Below are 12,565 nucleotides of genomic sequence, written 5' to 3'. Positions count from 1 at the left end.
CGCACGTGTCGGGAGCCTTCGCTGGATAGCCATCGTCTGCGCAGATTAGGCGAGCGAAGATGGGATTCGGCGGAGCCACGCTGTGACTCATGTGGTTTCTGTGACAAATGTGATCTTGGGTGGCGGAGGCGCCGGGATCGAGTTTCATTCATGGGGCGGGGGACGGTACCAAGCCGTTAAGCGCGATTGTCCAAGATCACACCACCGAAAGGAGCCGTCCCCTGCACAAACGGTAGCCCCGTTGTCAACGACCGGTTGTGCACCTGGTCGGCCCTCACCCAGAAGCGCGCAGCCGCGTCTGCGACGGCAGCTCCCCGAACATGCTGCGGTACCGGGCCGACATGCGACCGAGCTCGCTGATGCCCCATCGGTTGGATACGTCGGCGATCGTTGATCCTGGACAGCTACCGGCGAGCAGTTCGGTCCGGATGCGATGCAGGCGCATCCTGGCGATGTACGACTGCGGTGACTCGCCGATTGTCTCGTCGAACGACCGGGCGAGAGTTCGCCTGGACACGCCCGCCATCCGTGCCAGGCCCTCGATGTCGAGCCGGTGGCCGAGGTTCTGGTCGATATGGATCCGGGTCAACTCGACGATCCTCTGGCGCTGCCTGAGCTGCGGAACCGGGAGGGTCGCAGGCTCTTGGGCGAAATGACCGATGAACGCCGTGGAGATGTCGGCGAATGCGCCGGAGGGAAGGTGGGCTTGACTGCCGTCCTGATGCAGGCGAGTCAGGAACGAGGAGATCGTGGTGAGGTGGGCCCGGGCCATCGGCTCCGGGTGAATAGCGGTTCGTCGAAAAGTATTGAGGGACAATCTCATTCCGTGACGATGTGCCTCACGCTCCAATGTCTCCTCACTGAGGGAGACAACCGCATAGAGGGAGTTAACGTCGTGAAAAGCCTCCTGCTCGTCACCCGGGCGGAATACGGTCACGACGCCGGAGTCGATTTCTCGCAGCAGTAGCCGGTTGCGCGGCGGGATCTGCAGGCCGACCGCGATGGACAGTGCGTCCTGGGACAGGGGCCCGCGGATCTGCACCCGGCTGTCGAAGCGCCCCGAACTGAATGCGACCCCGTCGTGGGCGGCATGCACCAGACTCCCGCTGGGTGCTTCGCGCGACATCTGGAACGCGCTGAGCCCGGCGTCTGCGACCGCGTCGCTCAGATCCTCGAGCTGCGTGATTCGTGTCCGAACCAACGGCACGTCCATGGGCCAGCAGTGTAAGACGCAACCGGGCTGTCCCAATCCGCATAGACCGCATTCGTTGGCTGGGCTGAGATTTCGGGAGCGGTCGACGAGGGAGGTCTGGCGACGATGTTGGCATTCGAGTCCGTGGAGTCTCGCGAATGCTGCGATGTCAGCGACGACGAGTGGCGGAGCTGGAAGCGCTTCGGGGAATCCGCCGAACTGCTCTACCGGGAAATCAATGCCGCACTGACCGTGAAATACGGTCTGTCGGTTCCCGACGTGCAGCTACTCAATCTTCTTGCTGCGGAACCGCGTCGAGGTGTTCGAATGGGCGCGCTGGCCGATGCCCTGGTTCTCGCGCCGAGCCGGGTGACGTTCCAGGTCCGCCGGTTGGAGCAGCGCGGATTTGTCCGCAGATTTCGTAGCCGCGAAGACAAACGGGGGATCGTCGTCGGGATCAGCCGGCAAGGGCAGGAGTATCTGAGGCCGGTGCTGCGCACGTACGCCCTGTTGGTACGTCAGTTCTATCTCGCACCGTTGAACCGACATCAGATGTCCGCGCTGGGGGACAGCACCCGGCGGGTTGGCAACGCACTGAAGGTCAAGCCCTGAAGGGTCAGTGTGCGAGCGGCACCTCGCCGAGGTCGGTATAGGCCAGCGCGGGGAACTCGATCGTCGACATCCAGAGCCTGCCGGCGGATTCCACCACCCCGGTGACGGTACCGAAGTCAGGGCGAATGGTCTGAACACCGGCGACCACGTCGCCGGAGTCGGCGTCGAATGCCAGCACCCACACCTGCGGCCGGATCTTCGGCTGGAGCCGGTCGGGCAACCGCCACAGCAGTTTTCGGATCAATGGTGCTCGCGGTGCGAGCCACTCGGCGGCGGCGTTCGGTGGGGAGACCATCGCCACCCAGATCCGGCCGTCGCGACCGGTCGAGATGTTGTCCGGGTACCCCGGCAGGTGGACCGCCAGCGGTGTCACGGTGCCGGCCTGCGGCCCGCTCAGCCAGTACTTCGACAACCGCCGGCCCTGGGTCTCGGCGAACACCAACGCCGATTCGTCAGCGGTGGTTGTCACGCCGTTGGCGAAGTAGAGGCCGTCGACCACGGTGGTCACCGTCCCGTCGGGGTCCAGCCGGAACAAGCTGCCGCGCCCACGGGCCTCCATGATCGCCCCAGAGAAATGCTCGAAATGGAAGTGGCTCGTCGACTCGGTGAAAAACATTGTGCCGTCCGATGTTTCGGTGACATTCGAGCAGAATCTCAGCGGCCTGCCATGTACCGATTCAACGAGCGCCGACAGAGTCCCGGTGGCCGGGTCCAGCGCCAGCAGCCCCCGGTGGCTGTCACAGATCAGCACCCGCCCGTCGCGGGCGACATGCAAACCGAGCGGACGTCCGCCGGTATCGGCGACGACCGTGGCGGCACCGTCGGGGGAGACGCGCACGATTCGCCCGTCCACCAGTCCGGTCCACAGCTGTCCGGCTGCGTCGGCGACGACGTCCTCCGGTCCGTCTCCGGGCATCGGCACGATGGTCAGCTCGGCAGGGCCCAGATCAGGTAGCGGGTCGATCGGGGGTGGCGTCCAACGGACCGGATCGATGGGTGGCTTGCGCGGCATCCGGTCATTCTCGTACCGAGACTGCGGTGAGATCGCCATTTCGCGACGAAGCGCGATCTCACCGCAGTCTCGAGCCAAAAACTAAAGCAGCTTTCCGGCTTCGGACAGCACGCCGTGCAGGACCTCGTAGATCGCGTCGAACTCGGCCTGCCCGCTGATCAGCGGCGGGGCCAGCTGGATCACTGGGTCGCCACGGTCGTCGGCGCGGCAGTACAAGCCGGCCTCCCACAGCGCCGGGGTCAGGAACCCGCGCAGCAGCCGCTCGGACTCTTCGTCGTTGAACGTCTCCTTGGTGGCCTTGTCCTTGACCAGCTCGATTCCGTAGAAGAAGCCCTCACCTCGGACATCGCCGACGATCGGCAGATCGTAGAGCTTCTCCAAGGTGGCCCGGAACGCCGGAGCGGCGTCCTTCACGTGGGCGTTGATGCCCTCGCGCTCGAAGATGTCGAGGTTGGCCATCGCCACCGCGGCCGAGACCGGGTGTCCGCCAAAGGTGTACCCGTGGCCGAATGTCGTCTTGCCGTCGTTGAACGGCTCGAACAACCGGTCACTGGCCACCATCGCGCCCAGCGGCGAGTAGCCCGACGTCAGGCCCTTGGCGCTGGTGATGATGTCCGGCACGTAGCCGAAATCGTCGCAGGCGAACATCGAACCGATGCGGCCGTACGCGCAGATCACCTCGTCGGAAACCAGCAATACGTCGTACTCGTCGCAGATCTCGCGGACCCGCTCGAAGTATCCCGGCGGCGGCGGGAAGCAGCCACCGGCGTTCTGCACGGGCTCGAGGAACACCGCGGCCACGGTGTCAGGACCCTCGAACTCGATGGCCTCGGCGATGCGATCGGCGCAGTAACGGCCGAAAAGCTTTTCGTCGTGGGCATATTCGGAGGGTGCCCGGTAGAAGTTGGTGTTCGGTGCCCGGAAGCCACCGGGGGTCAGCGGCTCGAACGGAGCCTTGAACGCCGGGATGCCGGTGATCGCCAGCGCACCCTGCGGCGTGCCGTGGTAGGCGATGGCACGCGAAACCACCTTGTGCTTACCGGGTTTGCCGGTCAACTTGAAGTACTGCTTGGCCAGTTTCCACGCGCTTTCGACGGCTTCGCCGCCGCCGGTGGTGAAGAACACCCGGTTCAGATCACCTGGTGCGTAGTTGGCGACGCGCTCGGCCAGTTCGATGGCCGGCGGGGTGGCGTAGGACCACAGCGGGAAGAAGGACAGCTTCTCGGCCTGCTTGGCCGCGGCCTCGGCAAGTTCCTTGCGGCCGTGACCCACCTGGACGACGAACAGGCCGGACAGGCCGTCGATGTAACTCTTGCCCTTGTCGTCGAAGATGTGGACACCTTCGCCGCGGGTGATGATCGGTGGTGTGATGCCCTCTCCGTGGCGGGCGAAGTGCCCCCACAGGTGGCGGTTGGCTTTGGCTGCCAGATCGGATGTTTCGGTGACGCTCATCGAGTACCCCAATTGTATTGCTGTTTGACGAGTTTCAGATAGACGAGGGTTTCGGTGGTTATCACTCCCGGCAATGAGCGGATCTGGGTGTTGAGGAGTTCGAGCAGGCTGTCGTCGTCCTCGCAGACGACCTCGCAGATGGCGTCGAAGGACCCGGCTGTCAGCACGACGTAGTCGACGGCCTCGATGGCGGAGAGCTTCTCGGCCAGCTTGAGGGTGTCGCCGGTGCAGCGGATGCCGATCATCGCCTGCCGGGCGAACCCGAGTTGCAGCGGATCGGTCACCGCGACGATCTGCATGACGCCGGCGTCGACCATGCGCTGGACGCGCTGGCGCACCGCGGCCTCGGACAGGCCCACGGCCTTACCGATTCCGGCATACGAACGGCGGCCGTCGGCCTGCAGCTTCTCGATGATCGCCTTCGACAGTTCGTCGAGTTGAAAGGCGGTGCGAGAATTGTTCACGCGCAGTGGCACGGCCTGAAGGTCGGGACCATCAGGGTTGGTCATGCACCGATTGTGCACGGAATCCGTCGTTTAGGGCAACCGAATCGATGAAATCCCTCGTTTGAACCGGGCTCAAGCGCAGGATTGCGTAGAGATCGGATGGCCTATCGGTTACCGTGGGGCCCCATGAGCGTGGCAGTGAATGTGACGAGCAGCTGGATCAACGGCGCCCCCGTGACGACGGCCGGGGCCACCCATCAGATCATCGACCCCGCCACGGGCCGGCCCGTCGCCGACTATGCGCTGGCCACTCCCGCCGACGTGGACAACGCCGTCGATGCCGCCCGCAAGGCGTTCCCCACCTGGTCGAAGGCAACGCCGGCCGAGCGGTCGGCGGTACTGGCCAAGCTGGCCGAACTCGCCGACGAGCACGCCGACCAGCTGATCGCCGAAGAAGTCAGCCAGACCGGCAAGCCGGTACGCCTGGCCACCGAATTCGATGTCCCCGGCAGCGTGGACAACATCGACTTCTTCGCCGGTGCGGCGCGTCACCTGGAGGGCAAGGCCACCGCGGAGTACTCCGGTGACCACACGTCGAGCATCCGGCGTGAAGCCGTCGGCGTCGTCGCGACCATCACGCCGTGGAATTACCCGCTGCAGATGGCGGTGTGGAAGGTCATCCCGGCGTTGGCGGCCGGCTGTTCCGTTGTCATCAAACCCGCCGAGATCACCCCGCTGACCACTCTCACCCTCGCCCGGCTGGCCACCGAGGCGGGCCTGCCCGACGGCGTGTTCAACGTCGTCACCGGCGGTGGCGCCGACGTGGGCACCGCGCTGGCCGGGCACCGCGACGTCGATGTAGTCACCTTCACCGGATCCACCGCGGTGGGCCGCAAGGTGATGGCAGCCGCCGCCGTCCACGGACACCGCACCCAGCTCGAGTTGGGCGGCAAGGCGCCGTTCGTGGTGTTCGACGACGCCGATCTGGACGCCGCAATCCAGGGCGCAGTGGCCGGTGCCCTGATCAACACGGGACAGGACTGCACCGCCGCCACCAGGGCGATCGTGGCCCGCGACCTGTACGACGACTTCGTCGCCGGCGTCGCCGAAGTGATGAGCAAGGTCGTCGTCGGCGATCCGCATGATCCCGACACCGATCTGGGCCCCCTGATCTCGTTCGCGCACCGCGACAAGGTGGCGGGCATGGTGGCCCGGGCCCCTGAGCAGGGCGGTCGCGTCGTCACCGGTGGCGTGGTCCCTGATCTGCCCGGTGCGTTCTACCGGCCCACCCTGATCGCGGATGTCGCAGAGACCTCCGAGGTGTACCGCGACGAGATCTTCGGCCCGGTGCTGACCGTGCGGGCGTTCGCCGACGACGACGACGCGATCCGGCAGGCCAACGACACCGTCTACGGCCTGGCCGCCTCGGCCTGGACCCGGGACGTGTACCGCGCGCAACGGGCCTCCCGCGAGATCAACGCCGGGTGTGTGTGGATCAACGACCACATCCCCATCATCAGCGAGATGCCGCACGGCGGCGTCGGCGCGTCGGGATTCGGCAAGGACATGAGCGACTACTCGTTCGAGGAGTATCTCACCATCAAGCACGTGATGAGCGACATCACCGGTGCGGCCGAAAAGGAATGGCACCGAACGATTTTCACCAAGCGCTGATCTCCGGCCGGTCATCGCGGGCTCGACTGTCACGCTGGGGTGGCTCCCAGTGGCGACAGTCACTCTGGCGTGACACTCGGCGGGATTAAGCTTGGCCTGTGACCACTGCGGCGCGCACCGACGAGTTCGAGGCGCTGCGGCCGCACCTGCTGGCGGTCGCCTACCGGTTGACGGGTACCTATGCCGATGCCGAAGACATCGTGCAGGACGCCTGGCTGCGCTGGCATGACAACCAGACCACGATCGCCGACCTGCGGGCCTGGCTGACCACGGTGGTGAGCCGGCTGGGCCTGGACCGGTTGCGTTCAGCGGCGCACCGGCGCGAGGCCTATTACGGGGAATGGCTGCCGGAGCCCGTCGTGACCGGGCTCGACACGAATGACCCACTCAATGCGGTGGTGGCCGGGGAAGACGCCCGGTTCGCGGCGATGGTGGTGCTGGAGCGGCTCACACCCGATCAGCGGGTGGCCTTCGTGTTGCACGATGGCTTCGGCGTGCCGTTCAGCGAGATCGCCGGCGTGCTCGGGGTCAGCGATGCATCGGCCCGCCAGCTGGCGTCGCGGGCCCGCCGCGCGGTCGCCGACAACCCCCCGCCGGCGTCGCCCGACGATCTGCACAACCAGGTCGCGGGCGAGCTCATGGCCGCCCTGGCGTCGGGGGAGCTCGACGCCGTCGTGCGGTTGCTGCATCCCGACGTCACGTTCACCGGTGATTCGAACCGGCGCGCCCCGACGGCGGCCCGTGTCATCCACGGGCCGGACAAGGTGGCCCGGTTCATCCTCGGCCTGGCCCACAAGTACGGTCCGAACTGGTTGGCAGGCAGTCAATTCGCACTCGTCAACGGTCAGTTGGGGGTCTACACGACAGGCGCGCCCGCCGGTGACGGCTACCCCGAGATGATGCCCCGGGTCACGATCTTCACCGTCCGCGACGGCCTGGTATGTGCGGTGTGGGACATCGCCAACCCCGACAAGTTCACCGGATCCCCTCTTCGCGGAGGTGGCGAGCCTGGAGGTATGACGTGATGCCGAACGAACCCGGAACTTTGGCCCACACCTTCAGCCGAATGATGTTCCGCGGCATGGACAAGATGCGCCATCGCGACGCCTTCGACATCGGTGCGCCGACCGGGTCGGACTTCGCCGGGTTCGAGAAATACCGCCAGATCGTGTTGGTGACCTTCAAGCGCTCGGGTGAGGCGATGCCCAGCCCGATCAACCACGGCGTGTCCGGCGGCAAGATCTATGTGCGCACAGATCCGTCCACCGGCAAGGTCAAGCGAATCCGGAACAACCCGAAAGTCCTTGTGGTGGCCAGCAATCTGCGCGGCAAGCCCAGTGGGCCCGTCGTCGCCGGCGTGGCGCGCATCCTGCCCGAGGCGGAACATGCGCACGCCGAGGCGGTGATCGCTGCCAACTGGAGCGCGCCGATGAAGGTGTTCGAGCGCAGCCTCGACTACGGCAGCCAATTGGCCGGGGTGCCAACGGCTTACATCGAGATCACGCCCGCGGAGGCGTGACGCCTACAAGACGTAGGGGATCAGTGCCTTGCGGTCGGTGGGGTATTCGGGGAACTTGTCCTGATACCAGCCGTGGGTGCCCAGCGCCCGGGGCACCAGATTGCCCGCGGTGATCAGCAGGATGGCGACACCGGGCAACGCCCAGGTCAGCACCGCGAACCCGGACCAGGCGATGATTTCGCCCAGATAGGCCGGGCTGGTGACGAACCGGAAGCCGCCGCCGACCGGGATCCGGTATTCGGCGGATGAGCCGCTTGCGCGAAGACCAGATGCAGATGCGCCGGGGCCGCCCTTCTCCCGCAGGTTGCGCACGATCGATTCGGAGTTGACCAGCAGCGCGAACCCGCACAGGTAGATCGCCAATCCCACCAGGAATCGCGGGTCGGTCAACCATGCGGTGGTGTACTGCCCGAAGAAGTCCTGGCTGAACAGGGTTCCGTTGAGGTAGCCGTGCATGGAGGTGACGAGCATGCCCATCACGATCACCGAGATGTTGAACGTGCCGCGCTTGCCGGGCACCTGGCGGATCGCGAGCGGGAAGAACCAACCGCGGTTGGCGTAGTGCAGCATCCAGATCCCGGCGAGCACCAGGGATGTCGGCTCGAACCGGTTCGGCCCGGCCAGGTAGCTGATCAGGAACACCACGGTCGCGGGGATCTCCATCAGCCACCAGCCGAGCTTCGGGTTGAGGTTCAAGCCGAGTTTCGTTGACGAGAAGCGCCCGTACGAGCTCTGCGCGAAGAACCCGCCGATGATCACGAATGCGGCGAACGCGAACGCCGCGGTCAGCACCGTGTCATAGAACGTGTTGCCGGTGTACCAGTGCATGGGCGGTTCCTCGCTGAACAGGTGGTTTCAGCGGCTGAGGCCGCTATTTCTGTAACGTGTTCTACCACCTGGCCGCACCGTGATGCCAGCGCGTCGGGATCACTCAGCCCATGGCACCCGGCAGGCATCTCCGGAGTTGAAGCCCTGCTCGGTGATGCCCAGGGCCGCATACATCCGCGACCGCATGTTCTCGACGCCGATCTGGTAGGTCAGCTCGATCACGCCGTCGTCGCCGAAGCGCTCACGTAGATCGGCCACCTGCTCGTCGGTGACGGTGTGCGGGTCGGTGGTCATCGCGTTCGCGTAGGAGATCGCGGCACGCTCGTCCTCGGTGAACAGCGGCGAGGTGGCGTAGTCGTCGATCGACTTGAGCCGCTCCACGTCGAGGTTCTCCAGACGCATCAGCATGGAACCGAAGTCCACGCACCATGAGCAGCCGACGGTGCGGGCGGTCCAGAACACCGCGAGCTCGCGGACCGTGGCGGGCAGCTTCTTGGAACCGCCCTGCAGCAGCATCTCGTGGACACCGTTGGCCACGAGCAGACGCGGATGGTTCGCGGCCACGGCGAACGGCTCTGGCACCTCACCGAACTGGCGCTTGGCGTACCAGTACATGGCGCGGGTCAGCAGGCCGGCTTGTTTGGGGGTAACGGCGGGGATTCGTGTCTTGGTCTCGGTCATACCAGTTAGACGAGGCAGCCCCGGAATGTGTGACAGCGGGGGTGACAGCCAGCGCGCGAGAATGCAAAACGGGCGCCGACTCTGCGCTCAGATCGTGATTCCCCTCGAAAACACGATCTGAGCGCAGAATCGACGCCCGGTAAGCAGCGTCGGCGAGAAAACCTAGCGCGCGAACATCAAAGCGCGCTTGACCTCCTGGATCGCCTGGGTCACCTGGATGCCACGCGGGCAGGCCTCGGTGCAGTTGAACGTGGTGCGGCAGCGCCACACACCGTCGACCTCGTTGAGGATGTCCAACCGCTCGGCGGCCGCCTCGTCACGCGAATCGAAGATGAACCGGTGTGCATTGACGATCGCGGCCGGGCCGAAGTACGACCCCTCGCTCCAGTACACGGGGCAGCTGGTGGTGCAGCACGCGCACAGGATGCACTTGGTGGTGTCGTCGTAGCGGGCCCGGTCGGTGGCGCTCTGGATGCGCTCCTTGGTGGGCGGGTTGCCACTGGTGATCAGGTACGGCTTCACCGCGCGGTACGCGTCGAAGAACGGCTCCATGTCCACCACGAGGTCCTTCTCCACGGGCAGGCCGCGGATCGGCTCGATGGTGATGGTGAGCTGCTTGCCCGCCTTCTTGGGCAGCAGGTCACGCATGAGCACCTTGCAGGCCAGCCGGTTCACGCCGTTGATCCGCATGGCATCCGAGCCGCACACGCCGTGGGCGCAGGAGCGCCGGAAGGTCAGCGTGCCGTCCAGATAGCCCTTTACGTACAGCAGCAGGTTCAGCAGCCGGTCCGACGGCAGGCAGGGAACCCGGAAGCTCTGCCAGCCGGCGGCGTCGGGGTTCTCCGGGTTGAACCGGGCGATCTTGAGGGTGACCATGACCGCGCCCTCGGGGACGGGGGGCAGCTCCGGATCGCCGGCTTCGGGCTTGTCGATGACAGGTGCACTCACGGTCTAGTACTTCCTTTCCATCGGCTCGTACCGCGTCTGGACGACGGGCTTGTAGTCCAGCCGGATGTCGGAAAGCAGCTCGCTGCCTTCCTTGTACGCCATGGTGTGGCGCATGTAGTTGGTGTCGTCGCGGTCGGGGTAGTCCTCACGCGCGTGCCCGCCGCGGGACTCCTTGCGGTTGAGCGCACCGACCACGGTCACCTCGGCCAGCTCAAGCAGGAAGCCCAGCTCGATGGCTTCGAGCAGGTCGCTGTTGTAGCGCTTGCCCTTGTCGTGCACCGTGATTCGCGCGTAGCGCTCCTTCAGTGCGTGGATGTCGGTCAGCGCCTGCTTGAGCGTCTCCTCGGTGCGGAACACCGCGGCGTTGTTGTCCATCGACTGCTGCAGCGCGGTGCGGATGTCGGCGACGCGCTCGTTGCCGTGCTCGGACAGGATGTCGCCGACCCAGCCGACCACCATGTCGGCCGGGTTCTCCGGCAGGTCGACATGGTTGTGGTTGGCGGCGTACTCGGCGGCCGCGATACCGGCGCGACGGCCGAACACGTTGATGTCCAGCAGCGAGTTGGTGCCAAGGCGGTTGGCGCCGTGCACCGACACGCACGCGCATTCACCGGCGGCGTACAGGCCCGGGATGACGTTGGTGTTGTCGCGCAGCACCTGGCCGTGGATCGTGGTCGGGATACCGCCCATGACGTAGTGGCAGGTCGGGTACACCGGCACCAGTTCGGTCACCGGGTCCACACCCAGGTAGGTGCGGGCGAACTCGGTGATGTCGGGAAGCTTGGCCTCCAGCACTTCCTCGCCGAGGTGGCGCACGTCGATGTAGACGTAGTCCTTGTTCGGTCCGGCGCCGCGGCCTTCGAGCACTTCCAGCACCATCGAGCGGGCGACGATGTCACGCGGCGCGAGGTCGACGATCGTCGGTGCGTAGCGCTCCATGAACCGCTCGCCCTCGCCGTTGAGCAACCGGCCGCCCTCGCCACGCACGGCTTCGGAGATCAGGATGCCCAGACCGGCCAGGCCTGTCGGGTGGAACTGGTGGAACTCCATGTCCTCCAAGGGAAGTCCCTTGCGGAAGATGATGCCCAGGCCGTCACCGGTCAGCGTGTGGGCGTTGGAGGTGGTCTTGTACATCCGGCCCGAACCACCGGTGGCGAAGACGACCGCCTTGGCGTGGAAGATGTGGATGTCGCCGGTCGCCAGCTCGTAGGCGATGACACCGGTGGCCACCGGACCCGTCGGGGTGTCGGTCAGCGCGATGTCCAGTGCGTAGAACTCGTTGAAGAACTCCACGTCGTGCTTGACGCAGTTTTGGTACAGCGTCTGCAGGATCATGTGGCCGGTGCGGTCGGCGGCGTAACAGGCCCGGCGCACCGGGGCCTTGCCGTGGTCACGGGTGTGGCCGCCGAAGCGACGCTGGTCGATGCGGCCCTCGGGCGTCCGGTTGAACGGCATGCCCATCTTCTCGAGGTCCAGCACCGCGTCGATGGCCTCCTTGGCCATGATCTCGACGGCGTCCTGGTCAGCGAGGTAGTCGCCACCCTTGACGGTGTCGAAGGTGTGCCACTCCCAGTTGTCCTCTTCGACGTTGGCCAGCGCGGCGCACATGCCGCCCTGGGCTGCGCCGGTGTGCGAACGCGTCGGGTACAGCTTGGTCAGCACGGCGGTACGGACGCGCGGGCCGGCCTCGACGGCTGCGCGCATGCCTGCGCCGCCGGCGCCGACGATGACGACGTCGTAGCGGTGTTCCTGAATCATTGGTTAGCCCCCAATATTCGGGTCGAAGGTGACCAGGACGTAGGTGCCCAGAACCAACGTGAACCCTGTCGCCAGCAGAAGCAGCGAATTCAGGTAGAACTTCGTGACGTTCTTACGGGCGTAGTCGCCGATGATGGTGCGCAGGCCGTTGGCCCCGTGGATCATCGCGAGCCACAGCAGGGCCATGTCCCAGATCTGCCAGAACGGGGAGGCCCAGCGCTGTGCGACGTAGTTGAAGTCGATGCGGTACACGCCGTCCTGCCACATCAGCATGATGAACAGGTGGCCGAGCGCGAGGAACACGAGCGCCAGGCCCGAGAACCGCATGAACAGCCAGGCGTACTTCTCGAAGTACGGAATGCCGCGGGGACGACGGGGCGCGCGCGGGTGGTCCAGCGCGGCCGGCCGGTCGTGCTCACGCTCCATCACCGGTGCCGGACGGC

13 protein-coding genes are annotated in these 12,565 nt (G+C 65.8%); 4 read left to right on the top strand and 9 right to left on the bottom strand.

The window, feature by feature from the left end; all coding sequences use genetic code 11:
* Positions 1–274: 274 nt before the first annotated feature.
* The gene (locus ACNQR1_RS28845; RefSeq protein ID WP_418049006.1) at positions 275–1,213 is read right to left on the bottom strand and encodes a helix-turn-helix domain-containing protein; all 939 of its coding nucleotides are present in this window, start codon (positions 1,211–1,213) and stop codon (positions 275–277) included.
* Positions 1,214–1,318: 105 nt separating this feature from the next.
* On the opposite strand from ACNQR1_RS28845, the gene ACNQR1_RS28840 reads away from it, so the two are divergent.
* A complete protein-coding gene (locus tag ACNQR1_RS28840; RefSeq protein WP_418049005.1) occupies positions 1,319–1,804 on the top strand; it encodes a MarR family winged helix-turn-helix transcriptional regulator in 486 nt (161 codons plus the stop codon).
* A gap of 4 nt (positions 1,805–1,808) precedes the next feature.
* Here ACNQR1_RS28840 and ACNQR1_RS28835 read toward each other — a convergent pair whose 3' ends face one another.
* The 3 genes from ACNQR1_RS28835 to ACNQR1_RS28825 all read right to left on the bottom strand — a co-directional run bounded on the left by ACNQR1_RS28835 (position 1,809) and on the right by ACNQR1_RS28825 (position 4,777).
* Entirely contained in the window at positions 1,809–2,816 is a 1,008-nt protein-coding gene (locus tag ACNQR1_RS28835) for an SMP-30/gluconolactonase/LRE family protein (protein WP_418049004.1), read from the bottom strand.
* Positions 2,817–2,897: 81 nt separating this feature from the next.
* On the bottom strand, positions 2,898–4,268 hold the full coding sequence (locus ACNQR1_RS28830) for an aspartate aminotransferase family protein (protein WP_418049003.1): 1,371 nt from the start codon (positions 4,266–4,268) through the stop codon (positions 2,898–2,900).
* A complete protein-coding gene (locus ACNQR1_RS28825) occupies positions 4,265–4,777 on the bottom strand; it encodes an Lrp/AsnC family transcriptional regulator (protein WP_036440614.1) in 513 nt (170 codons plus the stop codon). Before ACNQR1_RS28825 ends, ACNQR1_RS28830 begins: the two co-directional genes overlap by 4 nt.
* A 123-nt stretch (positions 4,778–4,900) precedes the next feature.
* Between ACNQR1_RS28825 and ACNQR1_RS28820 the strand changes: the two genes are divergently transcribed.
* The 3 genes from ACNQR1_RS28820 (at position 4,901) to ACNQR1_RS28810 (ending at position 7,907) form a co-directional block, all read left to right on the top strand.
* The gene (locus tag ACNQR1_RS28820) at positions 4,901–6,388 is read left to right on the top strand and encodes a gamma-aminobutyraldehyde dehydrogenase (RefSeq protein WP_418049002.1); all 1,488 of its coding nucleotides are present in this window, start codon (positions 4,901–4,903) and stop codon (positions 6,386–6,388) included.
* A gap of 98 nt (positions 6,389–6,486) precedes the next feature.
* Positions 6,487–7,413, top strand: coding sequence for a sigma-70 family RNA polymerase sigma factor (locus ACNQR1_RS28815; RefSeq protein WP_418049001.1), 927 nt, complete (start codon positions 6,487–6,489; stop codon positions 7,411–7,413).
* Complete coding sequence (locus ACNQR1_RS28810; RefSeq protein WP_418049000.1) at positions 7,413–7,907, top strand: PPOX class F420-dependent oxidoreductase; 495 nt, start codon at positions 7,413–7,415, stop codon at positions 7,905–7,907. The genes ACNQR1_RS28815 and ACNQR1_RS28810 overlap by 1 nt, the downstream gene beginning before the upstream one ends.
* 3 nt (positions 7,908–7,910) lie before the next feature.
* Here the strand turns inward: ACNQR1_RS28810 and ACNQR1_RS28805 are convergent, their stop codons facing one another.
* The 5 genes from ACNQR1_RS28805 to ACNQR1_RS28785 form a co-directional block, all read right to left on the bottom strand.
* Positions 7,911–8,735: a 3-oxo-5-alpha-steroid 4-dehydrogenase gene (locus ACNQR1_RS28805; protein WP_418048999.1), complete on the bottom strand. Its 825-nt coding sequence runs from the start codon at positions 8,733–8,735 to the stop codon at positions 7,911–7,913.
* Between the two features lie 99 nt (positions 8,736–8,834).
* Positions 8,835–9,416 carry a carboxymuconolactone decarboxylase family protein gene (locus tag ACNQR1_RS28800; RefSeq protein WP_418048998.1) on the bottom strand — a complete coding sequence of 194 codons (582 nt, stop codon included), beginning with the start codon at positions 9,414–9,416 and terminating at the stop codon, positions 8,835–8,837.
* A 162-nt stretch (positions 9,417–9,578) separates the two neighbouring features.
* Positions 9,579–10,292, bottom strand: coding sequence for a succinate dehydrogenase iron-sulfur subunit (locus tag ACNQR1_RS28795; protein WP_418050543.1), 714 nt, complete (start codon positions 10,290–10,292; stop codon positions 9,579–9,581).
* Positions 10,293–10,367: 75 nt separating this feature from the next.
* Positions 10,368–12,122 (bottom strand): succinate dehydrogenase flavoprotein subunit, encoded by a 1,755-nt coding sequence (gene sdhA, locus ACNQR1_RS28790; protein ID WP_418048997.1) that lies wholly within the window; start codon positions 12,120–12,122, stop codon positions 10,368–10,370.
* Between the two features lie 3 nt (positions 12,123–12,125).
* The gene (locus ACNQR1_RS28785; protein WP_003882378.1) at positions 12,126–12,548 is read right to left on the bottom strand and encodes a succinate dehydrogenase hydrophobic membrane anchor subunit; all 423 of its coding nucleotides are present in this window, start codon (positions 12,546–12,548) and stop codon (positions 12,126–12,128) included.
* Positions 12,549–12,565 lie beyond the last annotated feature (17 nt).

The organism is Mycobacterium sp. 48b (assembly GCF_048282725.1).
GTDB lineage: Bacteria > Actinomycetota > Actinomycetes > Mycobacteriales > Mycobacteriaceae > Mycobacterium.
The sequence above is the reverse complement of the archived record's forward strand: the minus strand, read 5'-3'. Positions and strand labels throughout refer to the sequence as shown.

Bases quoted from the DNA above. Each gene is read 5' to 3' on its own strand.
- ACNQR1_RS28845 (WP_418049006.1), bottom strand. From the start codon at position 1,213: ATGGACGTGCCGTTGGTTCGGACACGAATCACGCAGCTCGAGGATCTG.
- ACNQR1_RS28840 (WP_418049005.1), top strand. From the start codon at position 1,319: ATGTTGGCATTCGAGTCCGTGGAGTCTCGCGAATGCTGCGATGTCAGC.
- ACNQR1_RS28835 (WP_418049004.1), bottom strand. From the start codon at position 2,816: ATGCCGCGCAAGCCACCCATCGATCCGGTCCGTTGGACGCCACCCCCG.
- ACNQR1_RS28830 (WP_418049003.1), bottom strand. From the start codon at position 4,268: ATGAGCGTCACCGAAACATCCGATCTGGCAGCCAAAGCCAACCGCCAC.
- ACNQR1_RS28825 (WP_036440614.1), bottom strand. From the start codon at position 4,777: ATGACCAACCCTGATGGTCCCGACCTTCAGGCCGTGCCACTGCGCGTG.
- ACNQR1_RS28820 (WP_418049002.1), top strand. From the start codon at position 4,901: ATGAGCGTGGCAGTGAATGTGACGAGCAGCTGGATCAACGGCGCCCCC.
- ACNQR1_RS28810 (WP_418049000.1), top strand. From the start codon at position 7,413: ATGCCGAACGAACCCGGAACTTTGGCCCACACCTTCAGCCGAATGATG.
- ACNQR1_RS28805 (WP_418048999.1), bottom strand. From the start codon at position 8,735: ATGCACTGGTACACCGGCAACACGTTCTATGACACGGTGCTGACCGCG.
- ACNQR1_RS28800 (WP_418048998.1), bottom strand. From the start codon at position 9,416: ATGACCGAGACCAAGACACGAATCCCCGCCGTTACCCCCAAACAAGCC.
- ACNQR1_RS28795 (WP_418050543.1), bottom strand. From the start codon at position 10,292: ATGGTCACCCTCAAGATCGCCCGGTTCAACCCGGAGAACCCCGACGCC.
- sdhA (WP_418048997.1), bottom strand. From the start codon at position 12,122: ATGATTCAGGAACACCGCTACGACGTCGTCATCGTCGGCGCCGGCGGC.
- ACNQR1_RS28785 (WP_003882378.1), bottom strand. From the start codon at position 12,548: ATGGAGCGTGAGCACGACCGGCCGGCCGCGCTGGACCACCCGCGCGCG.